11 protein-coding genes are annotated in these 15,419 nt (G+C 62.2%); 2 read left to right on the plus strand and 9 right to left on the minus strand.

What is annotated here, in order from left to right:
* The gene (gene lptF / locus GTP55_RS25905) at nt 1-1,122 is read right to left on the minus strand and encodes an LPS export ABC transporter permease LptF (RefSeq protein ID WP_161047680.1); all 1,122 of its coding nucleotides are present in this window, start codon (nt 1,120-1,122) and stop codon (nt 1-3) included.
* Nucleotides 1,123-1,207: 85 nt separating this feature from the next.
* On the opposite strand from lptF, the gene GTP55_RS25910 reads away from it, so the two are divergent.
* Nucleotides 1,208-2,701 (plus strand): leucyl aminopeptidase, encoded by a 1,494-nt coding sequence (locus GTP55_RS25910; RefSeq protein WP_161047681.1) that lies wholly within the window; start codon nt 1,208-1,210, stop codon nt 2,699-2,701.
* A 67-nt stretch (nt 2,702-2,768) separates the two neighbouring features.
* Here GTP55_RS25910 and GTP55_RS25915 read toward each other — a convergent pair whose 3' ends face one another.
* Both GTP55_RS25915 and GTP55_RS25920 read right to left on the minus strand, forming a co-directional pair.
* A complete protein-coding gene (locus GTP55_RS25915; protein ID WP_202423870.1) occupies nt 2,769-3,209 on the minus strand; it encodes a hypothetical protein in 441 nt (146 codons plus the stop codon).
* Nucleotides 3,210-3,324: 115 nt separating this feature from the next.
* The gene (locus GTP55_RS25920) at nt 3,325-3,735 is read right to left on the minus strand and encodes a phiTE_015 family protein (RefSeq protein WP_161047682.1); all 411 of its coding nucleotides are present in this window, start codon (nt 3,733-3,735) and stop codon (nt 3,325-3,327) included.
* 399 nt (nt 3,736-4,134) lie between these two features.
* Between GTP55_RS25920 and xth the strand changes: the two genes are divergently transcribed.
* The gene (gene xth / locus GTP55_RS25925) at nt 4,135-4,899 is read left to right on the plus strand and encodes an exodeoxyribonuclease III (protein WP_161047683.1); all 765 of its coding nucleotides are present in this window, start codon (nt 4,135-4,137) and stop codon (nt 4,897-4,899) included.
* Between the two features lie 6 nt (nt 4,900-4,905).
* Here xth and GTP55_RS25930 read toward each other — a convergent pair whose 3' ends face one another.
* The 6 genes from GTP55_RS25930 to acnD all read right to left on the minus strand — a co-directional run bounded on the left by GTP55_RS25930 (nt 4,906) and on the right by acnD (nt 15,418).
* Complete coding sequence (locus GTP55_RS25930) at nt 4,906-7,503, minus strand: EAL domain-containing protein (RefSeq protein ID WP_229258167.1); 2,598 nt, start codon at nt 7,501-7,503, stop codon at nt 4,906-4,908.
* Nucleotides 7,504-7,623: 120 nt separating this feature from the next.
* Nucleotides 7,624-9,285 (minus strand): cation acetate symporter, encoded by a 1,662-nt coding sequence (locus tag GTP55_RS25935; protein WP_161047684.1) that lies wholly within the window; start codon nt 9,283-9,285, stop codon nt 7,624-7,626.
* On the minus strand, nt 9,282-9,590 hold the full coding sequence (locus tag GTP55_RS25940) for a DUF485 domain-containing protein (protein WP_161047685.1): 309 nt from the start codon (nt 9,588-9,590) through the stop codon (nt 9,282-9,284). The genes GTP55_RS25935 and GTP55_RS25940 overlap by 4 nt, the downstream gene beginning before the upstream one ends.
* A 72-nt stretch (nt 9,591-9,662) precedes the next feature.
* Nucleotides 9,663-11,534 carry a propionate--CoA ligase gene (locus tag GTP55_RS25945; protein WP_161047686.1) on the minus strand — a complete coding sequence of 624 codons (1,872 nt, stop codon included), beginning with the start codon at nt 11,532-11,534 and terminating at the stop codon, nt 9,663-9,665.
* 22 nt (nt 11,535-11,556) lie between these two features.
* The gene (prpF, locus tag GTP55_RS25950) at nt 11,557-12,738 is read right to left on the minus strand and encodes a 2-methylaconitate cis-trans isomerase PrpF (protein ID WP_161047687.1); all 1,182 of its coding nucleotides are present in this window, start codon (nt 12,736-12,738) and stop codon (nt 11,557-11,559) included.
* 82 nt (nt 12,739-12,820) lie between these two features.
* Nucleotides 12,821-15,418: a Fe/S-dependent 2-methylisocitrate dehydratase AcnD gene (gene acnD, locus GTP55_RS25955; RefSeq protein WP_161047688.1), complete on the minus strand. Its 2,598-nt coding sequence runs from the start codon at nt 15,416-15,418 to the stop codon at nt 12,821-12,823.
* Nucleotide 15,419 lies beyond the last annotated feature (1 nt).

Genomic DNA, 15,419 nt, shown 5'->3' on the forward strand with positions numbered 1-15,419 from the left:
TCAGTCTTTCTTGTTACGCGAACGCTTGTACGCGGCCAACAGCGCCAGCGGATGATAGCGGTGGTTCAGATTCAGTCGCCAGGCGAACAGGCCACACACCACCAGCAGCGCCGCCACGTGCAGCGGCCACCACGACAGCCCGAAGCCGAACTGGCCCTGCTTGACGCTGGCCTCGACCAGTTTGACGAAGTTGCTATAGCTGAAAAACACCAGCATCGCGATAATCAGATTGGCCGAGCTACCCGCGCGCGGATTGACGAAGCCCAGCGGCACCGCCAGCAGAATCAGCACCAGGCACGTGAGCGGCTGGGCGATACGCCACAACAGCTCCGCGCGCGCCACGCTGCCGGTTTGCTTGAGCAAATCCATGGTCGGCAAGGCGACTGCTTCGTGATCGGACTCCAGTTCCTGCGTCTGCTGCGTAACGCGCATGCTGTAGCTGTCGAACTCCATGGTCTGGAAGTCAGCCTGGCCCGGCGTGCCCTGATAACGGCGGCCGTTCTTCAGCACCAGATAGCGCTCGCCTTTCGAACCGGTGTTGATCACGCCCTCGCGCGCGACGATGACGGCGTCACCGCGGGCGTCGGTCGTATTCACAAAGACGTTCTGCACCACGGCCGATTTGCCGGCCACGCCTTCGACGAAGAAGATGCGGTTGGCGGCGGCGGATTCCTTGAACTGGCCCGGCGAGACTTTTTGCAGATCCTCGCGCTTTTCAAAGCGCTCCACGTACTCCATGCTTTTCTGCTTGGCCCACGGCGTGGCGACGAAACTCAGGCCGGCGGTGATCAGCACCAGCGGCAGGCCGAAAGTGAGCACCGGCCGTATCCAGCGCAGCAGGCTCATACCGGAGGCAAACCACACCACCATTTCGGAATCGCGGTAGGTCCGCGTGACCACCATCAGCACCGAAATAAAGCTGGTGAGGATCACGAGAGTTGGCAGATAATTCAGCACGGCGAAAGCGATCAACGCGATGACGTCACCCGAAGCGGCTTTGCCGCCGGCGGCTTTGCCGAGCACCCCGATCAGGGTCCAGGTGACGCTGATACTGAACAGCACAGTGAAGGTAGCCCCGGCAGCACTGGCCATTTCTCGTCGTAGGGCGCGTTGAAAGATCATTGAAGATTATAATTCGGTAGTTTGGCCCATATATACGCTATACGGGACCACAAGTTTTAAGTACGTACACGACACGGAGAATCAAATGGACTTTAGCATAAAAGCATTCGACACAAAAAACACCATCGCTACGGCCAAAGCCGGCGTCATCGCCGTCGCGGTCTTCGAGAACAAAAAGCTGTCGCAAGCTGCCAAGGCGCTGGACGGCGCCGGTGAAATCACGGCCGCGCTCAAGTCCGGCGACATTACCGGCAAAGCCGGCACCACCCTGCTGCTGCGCGGCGTCAAAGGCGCCAGCGCCGAACGCGTGCTGCTGGTGGGCCTGGGCAGCGACGAAACCGTCAGCGAGAAAAGCTTTGCCGGCGGCGTGGTTGCGGCACTGAAGGTATTCTCCACCCTGGGCACGAGCGACGCTATTATCGCACTGCCAGCCACTGAAGTGAAAGAGCGTGACGTCAATTGGGCGATCCGCTGCGTGGTGCAGAGCGCCCACGAGTCGATCTTCCGCACCGATGGCCAGAAGAGCAAGAAGGATCCGGCACCGGCCGGCGTCAAGAAAATCGCCCTGGCCGTGCCGAGCACCGCCGCCACCAAGGTCGCGCTGGCGCAAGCCGTGGCCATCGCCAACGGCATGGACCTGACCAAGGAACTGGGCAACCTGTCGGCCAACGTCTGCACCCCGACCTACCTGGCCAACACCGCCAAGAAACTGGGCAAGGACTACAAGTTCGACGTCGAAGTGCTGGACCGCAAACAGCTGGAAGCGCTGAAGATGAACAGCTTCCTGTCGGTGACTAACGGCAGCGAGCAGCCGCCGAAGTTCATCATCATCAAGCACATGGGCGGCAAGCCGAAGGATGCCCCGGTGGTGCTGGTCGGTAAAGGCATCACCTTCGACACCGGCGGCATTTCGCTGAAGGCCGGTCCCGGCATGGACGAGATGAAGTACGACATGGGCGGCGCCGCTTCGGTACTGGGCACCTTCCGCGCCATCGGTGAAATGAACCTGAAGCTGAACGTGATCGGCGTGATCGCTTCGTGCGAGAACATGCCGTCGGGCCGCGCCACCAAGCCGGGCGACATCGTCACTTCGATGAACGGTCTGACCATCGAAATCCTGAACACCGACGCCGAAGGCCGGCTGGTGCTGTGCGATGCGCTGACCTACGCCGAGCGCTTCAACCCGGCCGCCGTGATCGACATCGCCACGCTGACTGGCGCCTGCATCGTCGCGCTGGGCCACCACAAGAGCGGCCTGTTCACCCGCGACGACGAGGTCCACAACGCGCTGGCCGATGAGCTCATGGCCGCCGGTAAAAACGCCGGCGACACCGCATGGCGCCTGCCGATCGGTGAAGAGTACAACGAGCAGCTGAAGTCCAACTTCGCCGATCTGGCCAACATCGGCACGCCGGGCGGCGCGTCGTGCACTGCGGCCGCGTTCCTGGAGAACTTCACCCGCAAGTACACCTGGGCGCATCTGGACATCGCCGGCACCGCATGGAAATCAGGCGGCGCGAAAGGCGCCACCGGCCGTCCAGTGCCGCTGCTGTCGAACTTCCTGATTAGCCGCGCATAGCCGGCGCGGCATGGACTCCCGCCTGCGCGGGAGTGACGTCCTCCCCGCGAAAGCGGGGATCCATGCACTAGAACAGGGTCACGCCGGCTGCCGGCGCTGGCCCGTCTTCCTTGTCCTGGGCCGGGCGCATGACCACCGTCAGTATCGACGGGTAGTCGTAGCCCGCGCCCGTATTGCGGTCCACATACAGGCCCACGCCCGCCGTCAACACCAGGTTGCCCCAGATATTGCCGTCGGCCCGGGAGTCCACTTTCTCGTAAGCCCAGCCCTTGCCCGTCTTCTCGCAGTCGATGCGCAGCGGTCCCGCGCTCTTGCGCAGCGTCACGCGCGCCGGCGTGGTGACAAACCATTTGCCCATGTCGTTGTACAGCACGCAGCCGACACCGGCGATCTCGCGGTGATCGAGCACGGTCTGCACCAGCACGTTTTGGTCGGTTGATTCGGTCAGGGAAGCACAGCCCGCCAACGAGGCGAACAACGCGACCGCTGCAGCGGGGCGGAGATACATGGTCTGTCTCAGGAATATCGATACAGACCAGTGTAGCAGCCCGCTGGCGGTTTCGGTCGCTTGATCAAACGGCGTAAAGCCTTGCACTTTACGCCTTCCAGCTCTGGCCCTTGCTTCAGGCGTTGTGGCGGTCCATAACCTTGGACGCCACCGGCGCGTCGGCCTGCTCCTGCTGCTTCTTCTTCAGGCCCTGCACCACTTTCAGGATGTCATCCATGCCGCGCTCGCCGCCCAGCGTCGAGAAGGCATCCAGCACCTCGTTCAGCACCTGATTGCGCACGGCCGCTTCGTCAGGGTTGATTTCCGGTGGACGTTGCAGGGCAACCGCGGCGCGCTTCTCAGCGGCGGCAGCTTCCTTCTGCGCAGCGGTCTTGCGGCCGCCTGGCGGTTTGCCATGTTCCAGCGCCGCTTGCCAGATTACCCAGCGGCGTTGTGTTTCGAAGACCAGGTACTCTTCTGGCTTGTCTTCACGACGGCGTACAATATGGCCATCGCGCTGTGCCCATGCCTCAAATGCAGTTCGCATTTTTTCATCCCTTTGTAAATGCGCCACGCGCCATTCACTATAAAAACCACAAGTAATTTCCGTATAGTATCATTTATTGCGTCACCTCAACACAAAAAGATACACAAATTACGCTGTTTTAGTTGCTAAACGGAAACACAAGTTTTCCACTCAATTTGTACTAGTATATTTCTATTTTGCTTATTTTGTCTTGGTTTCCAGTTCTATTTTGACAACGACGAGACAGTATTGGCAATTTTTTTTTGATTTCACATATTTTGCAACATTTTAGGCCCTGCCACATGATTAAAGGAAGGGTTTTTCATGTTTTTTCATACAAGTTTTCAAAGTGATAACCGATGTGTTAAATCTCGATGCTGTAAGATGCAAGCCACATGAACTGCAAGAAAGTACAACTACATGAAATTAGCTACTTGGAATGTTAACTCTTTGAACGTAAGACTGCCGCACGTTATGAAATGGCTAGAGGAAAACCCTACTGATGTGCTAGCCATCCAAGAAACAAAGTTGACAGACGACAAGTTTCCGCTGGCGGCGCTCGAAGCGGCCGGCTACCACGTGGCTTATACGGGCCAAAAGACCTATAACGGCGTGGCCATCATCTCCAGGTTGCCGATCCACGATATCGTCAAGAACAACCCCAAATTCGACGACCCCCAGCAGCGCATCATCGCCGGCACCATCGACGGCGTGCGCGTGGTATGCGCCTATGTGCCCAACGGCCAGGCGGTCGGCTCGGACAAGTTCGAATACAAGATGGCCTGGCTGAATGCCTTCCACGACTGGATCAAGGAAGAAGCGGCGCAGCATCCGCAACTGGCGGTGGTGGGCGACTACAACATCGCGCCGGAAGACCGCGACGTGCACGACCCGGCCGCGTGGGAAGGCATGGTGCATGTGTCGCCGCAAGAACGCGCGCAGCTCCAGCGCCTGCTGGACCTCGGCCTGACCGACGCCTTCCGCCTGTTCGAGCAAGCGGAAAAATCGTACAGCTGGTGGGACTATCGCGGCCTCGGCTTCCGCCTCAACAAAGGACTGCGCATCGACCACCTGCTGCTGTCGGACGCATTGAAGCAGCGCTGCACCGCCTGCGTGATCGACCGCGTGCCGCGCAAATGGGACCAGCCGTCGGACCACACGCCGGTGATCGCCACCTTCGCCTGATCCAGGCTAGCAGCGCGGCAGCAGCAGCTGGGCCGTGGCGTGCGGCACCGGCTGCGAGAACAGATAGCCCTGCGCGAACTGACAGCCGTGCCGCTGCAGCAGCGCATACTGCCCTTCGGTCTCCACGCCCTCCGCCACCACCGACAGCTGCAAGCTGTGCGACAGCGCGATGATCGCCGCCACGATGGCGCGGTCTTCCGCGCTCTGCTCCAGATCCTTGATGAAGGCACGGTCAATCTTGATCTTCTTGACCGGGAAGCGCTTCAGGTAAGCCAGCGACGAATAGCCGGTGCCGAAATCGTCGATCGACAGGCGGATGCCCATGGCGTTGATGTGGCCGAGGATTTCCAGCGTCTGCTCGCCATGCTGCATCAGCGCCGTTTCGGTGATTTCAAACTCGATCAGCGCCGGGTCGATGCCGGTGTCGTCGAGAATGGCGCGGATCGACTCCACCAGGCCGCGATGCATGAACTGGCGCGCCGACAGGTTGACCGCCAGCGGCACCGGCATCATGCCCTGGCTGTGCCACAGCATGCTTTGCTTGCAGGCCTGGCGGATCACCCATTCCCCGATCGGCACGATCATGCCGTTTTCCTCGATGATGGGAATGAACTGGTCCGGCATCACCAATTCACCACCCTTGCCATCCTTGCCGCCCCGTCGCCAGCGCAGCAGCACTTCCATCGCATGCAGGCGGCGCGTGCCGATGTCCATGATCGGCTGGAAGTACAGCTCGAATTCGTGGGCCGCCAGGGCGCCGCGCAGGCTGGTCTCCAGCTCGAAGTGACGCGCCGCCGTCAGGTTCATCGACTCCTTGAAGAACTGGTAGTTGTTACGGCCGCTGGCCTTGGCGTGGTACATGGCGCCGTCGGCGCTGCGCATCAGCGTCTCCACATCGCCGCCGTCGTCCGGATACACGCTGATGCCGATCGATGGCGTGATGTGCAGGTTGCGGCCCTCCAGCGGGAAGCTTTCGGCCAGCGCCTCGATAATCTTCTCGGCCACCTGCCCCGCTTCGTCGGAGGTGCGGATGCCCGGCACCAGCACCACGAATTCATCGCCGCCCAGGCGCGCCACGGTATCGCTGGCGCGTACCGCGCGGCACAAGCGGCTAGCCACTTCCTTCAGCAGCTGGTCGCCGGTCATGTGTCCCAGCGAATCGTTGATGGTCTTGAAGCGGTCAAGGTCGATGAACATCACCGCCAGCTTGCGGTCGAAGCGCTCCGCAGCCAGCATGGCGCGGTCCAGGCGGTCCGATAGCAAGGCGCGATTGGGCAGGCCGGTCAAGCTGTCGTGGTAGGCCATGTGATGCACGCGCGCCTCGGCCTGGCGGCGCTCGACAATCTCGCCCTGCAGCTGCGCATTGGCGCCGGCCAGTTCGGCGGTGCGTTCCTGCACCCGCAGTTCCAGCTCGTCGCGCGCGCGCGCCACCGCTTCCGCCGCCTCGCGCCGCGCGGTGATATCGTCCACCAGCCACACCGAGCGGCCGCTGTTCTCCGCCAGATCGAACGGGCGGCCGGACAGGCGCGCCCAGAAGGTACTGCCGTCCTTGCGTACCAGTTCATATTCCGAGACATTGACCTGGCCGGCACGGAAATCGCGCACCGTCGCCGCGCGCGCCTGCTCCCACGCGTCCTTGTCGGCGTAGAAGGCCTGCACGCTCAGATGATTCATCTCGCCCGGAGCGTAGCCGAACAATTCTTCCATCTTGCGGTTGCAGCGCAGGTTGAAGCCGCCCTCCACCACCGAGATGCCCAGCACCGCGCTGTCCAGGATGGCCTGGTTTTCCAGCAGCGCGTTGCGCAGCGCTTCCTCCGCGCGTTTTTGCTCGGTGCGGTCTTCGATCACCCAGATCGTGCCTTGCGACGGATCGTGCGGGTTGACCACGTAGCCGATCAGCTGCGCCCACAGGGTGCTGTCGTCGGAGCGGCGCATTTCAATTTCGGTCTGGAACGGCTTGCCGATGGAGAGGAAGGGATAGGCTTCGGCGCCCAGCTTGTCGTAGGCTTCCTGCGACGGGTACAGCGCGCGGCCAGGCAGGCCAAGGCCGGAATGCTCGTCGTAGCCAAACATCTCGGCGAAGCCGCGGTTGTAGCGGGTGACCACGCGGTTTTTGGTAAACAGGATGCTCATCGAGGCATTGGTCATGATGGCCTCGACCTCCATCTGCGTTTGCAGCGAGTTCGTTACGTCTTCCAGGATCCAGATGGTGCCGCTGCCGCGATGTTCAAAGTCGACCGCGTTGGCGCGCACGCGGCACCAGAACAAGCTGCCGTCCTTGCGCTTGAACTGCCAGGGCGATTTCTCGAACGGCAGGCCGCTGCTCAGCAACGGCGTCGCCTCGCGGCCGAAAGCATCGTACGCTTCGGGCGACGGGAACACCACCGACGAGTGCTGCCCTTCCAGCTCGCCCGGCGCGTAGCCGAACATTTCCGTCATACGGGCGTTACAACGCATCATGACCTGCGATTTGCTGAACAGGATACCTATCGAGGCGTTGTCGAAGATGGCCTTCTGCTCCAGCAGCATGCGGCGCAGCTGTTCTTCACGCAGGACGCGCTGGTCATCGCTAGCATCGGTGGCATCGGTGGTATCGGAAAGCATCGTCGCCAGATAGTAAACTACATTACTGGCGATCGCCATGAATGTACTTGTGCCGTGCCTCTAAAAACGACAACGCCCGGCGGCGCCGGGCGTTGTCTTTACTGCAAAGTGGTGTCTATATCAATGCGCGCTGGCGCCGGCCGCACCGATACCGGTTTCGGAGCGCATTTGCTGTGCCTCGTAGCCGGCACGGTCGATGCGCGCGCGGTCACTCTTGTCCAGCACCGAGAACAGCCAGATGCCCAGGAAGCCGGCCGGCATCGAGAAGATGGCCGGCGACGCGTACGGGAACAGCGCGTCGGCGTGGCCCAGCACATCGACCCACACGGATTTGGACAGCACGGTCATCACCAGCGCCAGCGTCAGGCCGATAAAGCCGCCGATGGTGGCGCCGCGCGTGGTGCAGTTCTTCCACAACACGGACATGAACAACACCGGGAAGTTGGCCGATGCCGCAATCGCAAACGCCAGCGATACCATGAAGGCGATGTTTTGCTTCTCGAACGCGATACCCAGCACCACGGCGATGATGCCCAGTGCGATGGTGGTGATCTTCGACACTTTCAGTTCGCTGGCGCCGCTGGCCTGGCCCTTTTTGATGACGGTGGCATACAGGTCATGCGACACAGCCGATGCGCCGGACAGCGTCAGGCCTGCCACCACAGCCAGGATGGTGGCGAAGGCCACGGCCGAGATGAAGCCCAGGAAGACGTTGCCGCCTACTGCTTTGGCCAGATGCACCGCAGCCATGTTGTTACCGCCCAGGAGCTTGCCCGCTGCGTCCTTGAATTCCGGATTGGTGCTGACCAGGACGATGGCGCCGAAACCGATGATGAAGGTCAGGATGTAGAAGTAAGCGATCCAGGTGGTGGCCCAGAACACCGACTTGCGTGCTTCCTTCGCGCTCGGCACGGTGAAGAAGCGCATCAGGATGTGCGGCAGGCCGGCGGTGCCGAACATCAGCGCCATGCCGAACGAGATCGCCGAGACCGGGTCCTTGATGAAGGTGCCGGGACCCATGATGGCGTCCTTCTTGGAGTGGACTTCCACCGCTTTGGCGAACAGCGCCTCTGGGCTAAAACTAAACTGCGCCAGCACGGCAAACGCCATGAAGCTGGCGCCGCCCAGCAGCATCACCGCTTTGATGATCTGCACCCAGGTGGTGGCGGTCATACCGCCGAACAGCACGTAAATCATCATCAACGTACCAACCAGCACCACGGCGATCCAGTATTCGAGACCGAACAGCAGTTTAATCAGCTGGCCGGCACCGACCATCTGCGCGATCAGGTAGAAGGCCACCACCACCAGCGTGCCGGAAGCGGAGAAGATGCGGATCGGCGCCTGCTTGAAGCGGTAGGCGGCGACGTCGGCAAAGGTGAAGCGGCCCAGGTTACGCAGGCGCTCCGCCATCAGGAAGGTGATGACCGGCCAGCCGACCAGGAAGCCGATGGCGTAGATCAGGCCATCGTAACCGTTCAGGAATACCGATGCGGAAATGCCGAGGAAGGACGCCGCCGACATGAAGTCGCCGGCAATCGCCAGACCGTTCTGGAAGCCGGTGATGCCGCCGCCGGCAGTGTAGAAGTCGGACGCCGAACGGGTTTTCTTCGCCGCCCATTTGGTGATGAACAGCGTGAACAGCACGAACGCGGCGAACATGATGATCGCGGTCCAGTTGGTCGGCTGGCGCTCGGCCTGGCCCAGGTCTCCACCGGCGGCCAAGGCGATGCCGCAGGTCGCCAGCAGGGCTGGCGCCATCAGACGTTTCAAGGTGCTCATGCTTTCACCTTTGCGTGGATGGCTTGGGTCAGCTGGTCGTATTTGTTGTTGGCGCGGCGGACGTAGACGCCGGTGATCAGTACCGTGAAGACGATGACGAACAGGCCAATCGGCATGCCCCAGGTCATGACGCCGTCGCCGGTTTTCGCAGCCAGGAATTCTTTGTCGAACGCGATCAGCAGGATGTAGCCGTAGTAGACCACCATCATGGCGGCGGTGAGCCACCAGCCGAAGCGGGAACGCGTCTTGACCAACTCGTGATAATTGGGGTCGCGTTTAAGCTGTTGAACCAAATCGTCTTGCATTGTGTGTCTCCGTTATTGGTGCTCTTCTATTCGAGCTTACACACAGAATAGAAGAGCAGCCTTACCGGGTGCTTACAACAACGCGCGTTGAATCTGCTGAAGTGACGATGGATCTTCGATCGAAGTCAGGTCGCCGGGATTGCGGCCTTCGCAAATGGCCTGTATGGAGCGGCGCAGCAATTTGCCCGAGCGCGTCTTGGGCAGTTGCGTAACGAAGTAAACATGCGCCGGCCGCGCCACCGCGCCAAGCTGGCGGTCCACCACCGACATCACATCCTGCTCCGTGGTTGCTGCACTTGCGTCCTTCAAAATCGCGAAGGCGACCGCCACCTGCCCTTTTATCTTATCGGCCACTCCAACCACCGCCACTTCTGAGACATTCGGATGGCTGCTGATCGATTCCTCGATCTCGCGCGTGCCGAGGCGATGGCCTGCAACGTTGATCACATCATCGGTGCGGCCCAGGATGAAGTAGTAGCCGTCCGCATCGCGCAGGCCCCAGTCGAAGGTGGAGTACATCATGCGGCCATCGACCTCGGACCAGTAGGTATCGACAAAGCGCTGGTCGTCGCCGTACACGGTCTGCATGCAGCCCGGCGGCAGCGGGCCTTCGATCATCACCACGCCTTTTTCGCCGGCGCTGCATTCGGTGCCGGTGGTCTCGTTGATCAGGCGGACCTGATAACCGTACATGGCGACACCGGGACTTCCCAGGCGCGTCGGCATATCCTCTATCCCCTTGGCGATCGACAGGATAGGCCAGCCGGTTTCGGTCTGCCAATAGTTATCGATGATCGGCACACCAAGTTCGGTGGCGATCCAGCTGGAGGTGGTTTCATCCAGCGGCTCCCCGGCCAGGTACAGCGCCTTCAACGACGACAGGTCGTACTTGCGCATGAACTCGGGCGGCTGCTTGCGCAGCACCCGCACCGCGGTTGGCGCCGAGAACATGCGCGTCACCTTGTACTTCTCGACGATGCTCCACCAGATACCGGGATCGGGACAAACCGGCAGCCCTTCGTACATGATGGTCGCCATGCCGGCGATCAGCGGCCCGTAGACGATGTACGAGTGGCCCACCACCCAGCCGATGTCCGAAGTGGCAAAGAAGGTCTCGCCGGCCTTGCCGCAGAAGTTGTACTTCATCGACGCCGCCAGCGCCACCGCGTAGCCGCCGACGTCGCGCTGCACGCCTTTCGGCTTGCCGGTGGTGCCGGAGGTATAGAGGATGTATGAGGGCTCGTTCGACTCCAGCCACGTCACCGGCACCTGCGCGGACAAATGCGAAGCGCACAGCGCGGCGTAATCGACATCGCGGCCTTCCACGCGATGCATCAGCGCCAGGCCGCGATCCACCAGCAGCACGCGCGCCGGCTTGGCGGCCGACAGCGCAATCGCCTCATCCAGCAGCAGCTTGTAGGGAATCGGCTTGCCGTTACGCGAGCCGGCATCGGCAGAGACGATCAGCACCGGCCTGGCGTCATCGATGCGGCTGGCCAGGCTGTTGGCGGCAAACCCGCCGAATACTACCGAGTGCACCGCGCCGATGCGGGCACAGGCCAGCATCGCAAACGCCGCCTCGGCGATCATCGGCATGTAGATCAGCACGCGGTCGCCCTTGCCCACGCCGAGCGATTGCATCATCGCCGCCCAGCGCTGGACTTCGACGTGCAGCTGGTTGAAGGAGTAGCTGCGCTCCGTATTGGTTTCGGTGGAGATGGCGATCAGCGCCGGCTGGTCGCCTTGCCCGCCCGGCACGCACCAGCGGTCCACCGCGTTGTAACACAGGTTGGTCTTGCCGCCGACGAACCAGCGGGCGAACGGTGGCTGCGAATAATCCAGCACTTGCGAAAACGGCGTATTCCAGTCGATGAGCGCAGCTTCGTCATGCCAGAACGCTTCAGGCGTGGCGATAGAGCGCTGATAAAAATCAGCGTACTTCATGTCTCCTCCAAGGTGTGACTGCTTAAGCGGGTACGCGTACCCAGCCTTCCATCAGTACGCGCGCGCTGCGGCTCATTACCGCTTTTTTCACGCTCCATTCTCCGTTCTGCTGCACGGCCTCCGCGCCGACCCGCAAGGTGCCGGACGGGTGGCCGAAGCGCACCGCCTGGCGTGCGCCGCCGCCCGCCGCCAGGTTGACCAGCGTGCCGGGAATCGCCGCCGCCGTGCCGATGGCCACGGCGGCGGTGCCCATCATGGCGTGATGCAGCTTACCCATCGAGAGCGCGCGCACCAGCAGGTCGATATCGTCCGCCGCCACGGCTTTGCCGCTGGACGAAACGTAAGCGGCAGGCGGCGCCACAAACGCCACCTTCGGCGTGTGCTGGCGCGCGGCTGCTTCGCCCAGGTCCTTGATGAGCCCCATGCGCAGCGCGCCGTATGCGCGGATGGTTTCAAACATCGCCAGCGCTTTTGTGTCGCCGTTGATGGCGTCCTGCAGTTCGGTGCCGGTATAGCCCACCGCATCGGCGTTGATGAAGATGGTCGGGATGCCGGCGTTGATCATGGTCGCCTTCAGCGTGCCGACGCCGGGGACTTCCAGATCGTCCACCAGTTGGCCGGTCGGGAACATCGAACCGCCCGCCCCCTCCTCTTCCGCCGCCGGGTCCATGAATTCCAGCTGCACTTCGGCGGCCGGAAAGGTCACGCCATCCAGCTCGAAGTCGCCGGTTTCCTGCACCTCGCCGTTGGTCATCGGGATGTGGGCGATGATGGTCTTGCCGATGTTGGCCTGCCATACGCGTACCACCGCAACGCCGTCGCGCGGCACGCGGGCAGGATCAACCAGCCCGCCGCTAATGGCGAAGGCGCCGACCGCCGCTGACAGGTTGCCGCAGTTGCCGCTCCAGTCCACAAAGGCCTTGTCGATCGAGACCTGCCCGAACAGATAATCGACATCATGCTCCGGTCGCGCGCTCTGCGACAAAATCACCGTCTTGCTGGTGCTGGAGGTGGCGCCGCCCATGCCGTCGATCTGCTTGCCGTACGGGTCAGGGCTGCCGATCACGCGCAGCAGTAGCTGGTCGCGCGCGGCACCCGGCTGCCGCGCCGCTTCCGGCAGATCCTGCAAGCGAAAGAACATGCCCTTGCTGGTACCGCCGCGCATATAAGTGGCGGCGATTTTGATCTGAGGTTTGTGAGTCATAACATTTTCCATCACCGTCATTCCCGCGCAGGCGGGAATCCATGCTGAGTATGGGACCCCGCTTTCGCGAGGACGACGAGGGTTAAGCTGCTTTGGCCGATTCCAAAAAGTCCTGTGCAAAGCGTTGCAGCACGCCGCCGGCCTCGTAGATCGATACCTCTTCCGCCGTATCGAGTCGACAGGTCACCGGCACGTCCACGCGTTCGCCGCTGCGGCGATGGATCACCAGCGTCAGTGTCGCGCGCGGCTTGCGTTCGCCGATCACGTCATAGGTCTCCGTGCCATCAAGGCCCAGCGTAATGCGGTTCACGCCTTGCTGGAACTCCAGCGGCAGCACGCCCATGCCGACCAGATTGGTGCGGTGAATGCGCTCGAAGCCTTCCGCCACAATCGCTTCCACGCCAGCCAGACGCACGCCCTTGGCAGCCCAGTCGCGCGACGAACCCTGGCCGTAGTCGGCGCCGGCGATGATGATCAGCGGCTGCTTGCGTTCCATGTAAGTCTCAATTGCTTCCCACATGCGCATTAACTGCCCTTCCGGCTCCACGCGCGCCAGCGAACCGGCTTTGACCTTGCCATCGGCGTCGCGCACCATCTCGTTCTTAAGCGTCGGATTGGCGAAGGTGGCGCGTTGCGCGGTCAGGTGATCGCCGCGGTGGGTGGCGTAGGAGTTGAAGTCTTCCTCCGGCAGGCCCATTTTGTGCAGGTATTCGCCAGCGGCCGAATCAATCATGATCGCGTTGGACGGCGACAGGTGATCGGTGGTGATGTTATCGCCCAGAACCGCCAGCGGACGCATGCCGCTCAGCGAGCGCTCGCCAGCCAGCGCGCCTTCCCAGTACGGCGGACGGCGGATGTAGGTGGTCTGCGGACGCCAGTCGTACAGCGGGCTGACCGAAATACCGTCGTCCGCCTGTTTGGCAAACATCGGGATGTAGACCTTGCGGAACTGCTCCGGCTTGACCGCGCTGGCGACGATGGCGTCGATCTCTTCATCCGACGGCCAGATGTCTTTCAGCGTGACCGGCTGGCCATTGGCGTCATGGCCCAGCACATCCTTTTCGATATCGAAGCGGATGGTGCCGGCGATGGCGTACGCCACCACCAGCGGCGGCGAGGCCAGGAAGGCCTGCTTGGCGTAGGGGTGAATGCGGCCGTCGAAGTTGCGGTTGCCCGACAGGACGGCGGTGGCGTACAGGTCGCGCTCCACCACTTCCTGCTGGATCACCGGATCGAGCGCGCCGGACATGCCATTGCACGAGGTGCAGGCATAGGCCACCACGCCAAAACCCAGCTGCTCCAGCTCCGGCAGCAGGCCGGCTTCTTCCAGGTACAGCGTAACGGTCTTGGAGCCTGGCGCCAGCGAGGATTTGACCCACGGCTTGCGCGTCAGGCCGCGCGCGTTGGCGTTGCGCGCCAGCAGACCGGCTGCGATCATATTGCGCGGGTTGTTGGTGTTGGTGCAGCTGGTGATGGCGGCGATGATGCAGGCGCCATCCGGCATCAGTCCCGGTTCATTTTCCACCACACCGCTGATGCCGCGCGCGGCCAGCTCGGACGTCGGCACACGGCTGTGCGGATTCGACGGGCCGGCGATATTGCGCACCACGCTCGACAAATCGAACTTCAGCACGCGTTCATATTCCGCGCCGACCAGCGCATCACCCCACAGGCCGGTCTCTTTGGCATAGGTCTCCACCAGCTTGACCGTTTCGTCATCGCGTCCGGTCAGTTTGAGATACTTGATGGTTTGCTCGTCGATGTAGAACATCGCGGCGGTCGAGCCGTATTCCGGCGCCATGTTGGAGATGGTGGCGCGGTCGCCCAGCGTGAGGTGCGCGGCGCCTTCGCCGTAGAACTCCAGATACGACGACACCACCTTCTGCTTGCGCAGGAATTCGGTCAGCGCCAGCACGATGTCGGTGGCGGTGATGCCTTCCTGCGGCTTGCCGCTCAGCTCAACGCCGATGATGTCCGGAAGGCGCATCCACGAGGCGCGGCCCAGCATCACGCTTTCCGCTTCCAGGCCGCCGACGCCGATGGCGATCACGCCCAGCGCATCGACCATCGGCGTATGCGAGTCCGTGCCCACCAGCGTATCCGGGAAGGCCACGCCGTCCACCGACTGGATCACCGGCGACATGCGCTCCAGGTTAATCTGGTGCAGGATGCCGTTCCCGGGCGGGATCACGTCGACGTTCTTGAACGCCTTCTTGGTCCAGTTGATGAAATCGAAGCGGTCTTCATTGCGGCGGTCTTCAATGGCGCGGTTCTTGTTGAACGCGTCCGGATCAAAGCCGCCGCATTCCACCGCCAGCGAGTGGTCGACCACCAGCTGGGTCGGCACCACCGGATTGACCAGCGCCGGGTCGCCGCCTTGCAGCGCGATCGCGTCGCGCAGGCCGGCCAGGTCGACCAGCGCGGTCTGGCCCAGGATGTCGTGGCAGACCACGCGCGCCGGGAACCATGGGAAGTCGAGGTCGCGCTTGCGTTCGATCAGCTGCGACAGCGAAGCATTGAGCGTGGCCGGATCACAGCGGCGCACCAGATTTTCAGCCAGTACGCGCGAGGTGTATGGCAGTTTGGCCCAGGCGCCTGGCTGGATCGCATCGACCGCGGCGCGCGCGTCGAAGTAGTCTAGCTGGGTGCCCGGCAAGGGCTTGCGGAATGCGGTATTCATG

This window comes from Duganella margarita (assembly GCF_009857535.1).
Lineage (GTDB): Bacteria > Pseudomonadota > Gammaproteobacteria > Burkholderiales > Burkholderiaceae_D > Rugamonas > Rugamonas margarita.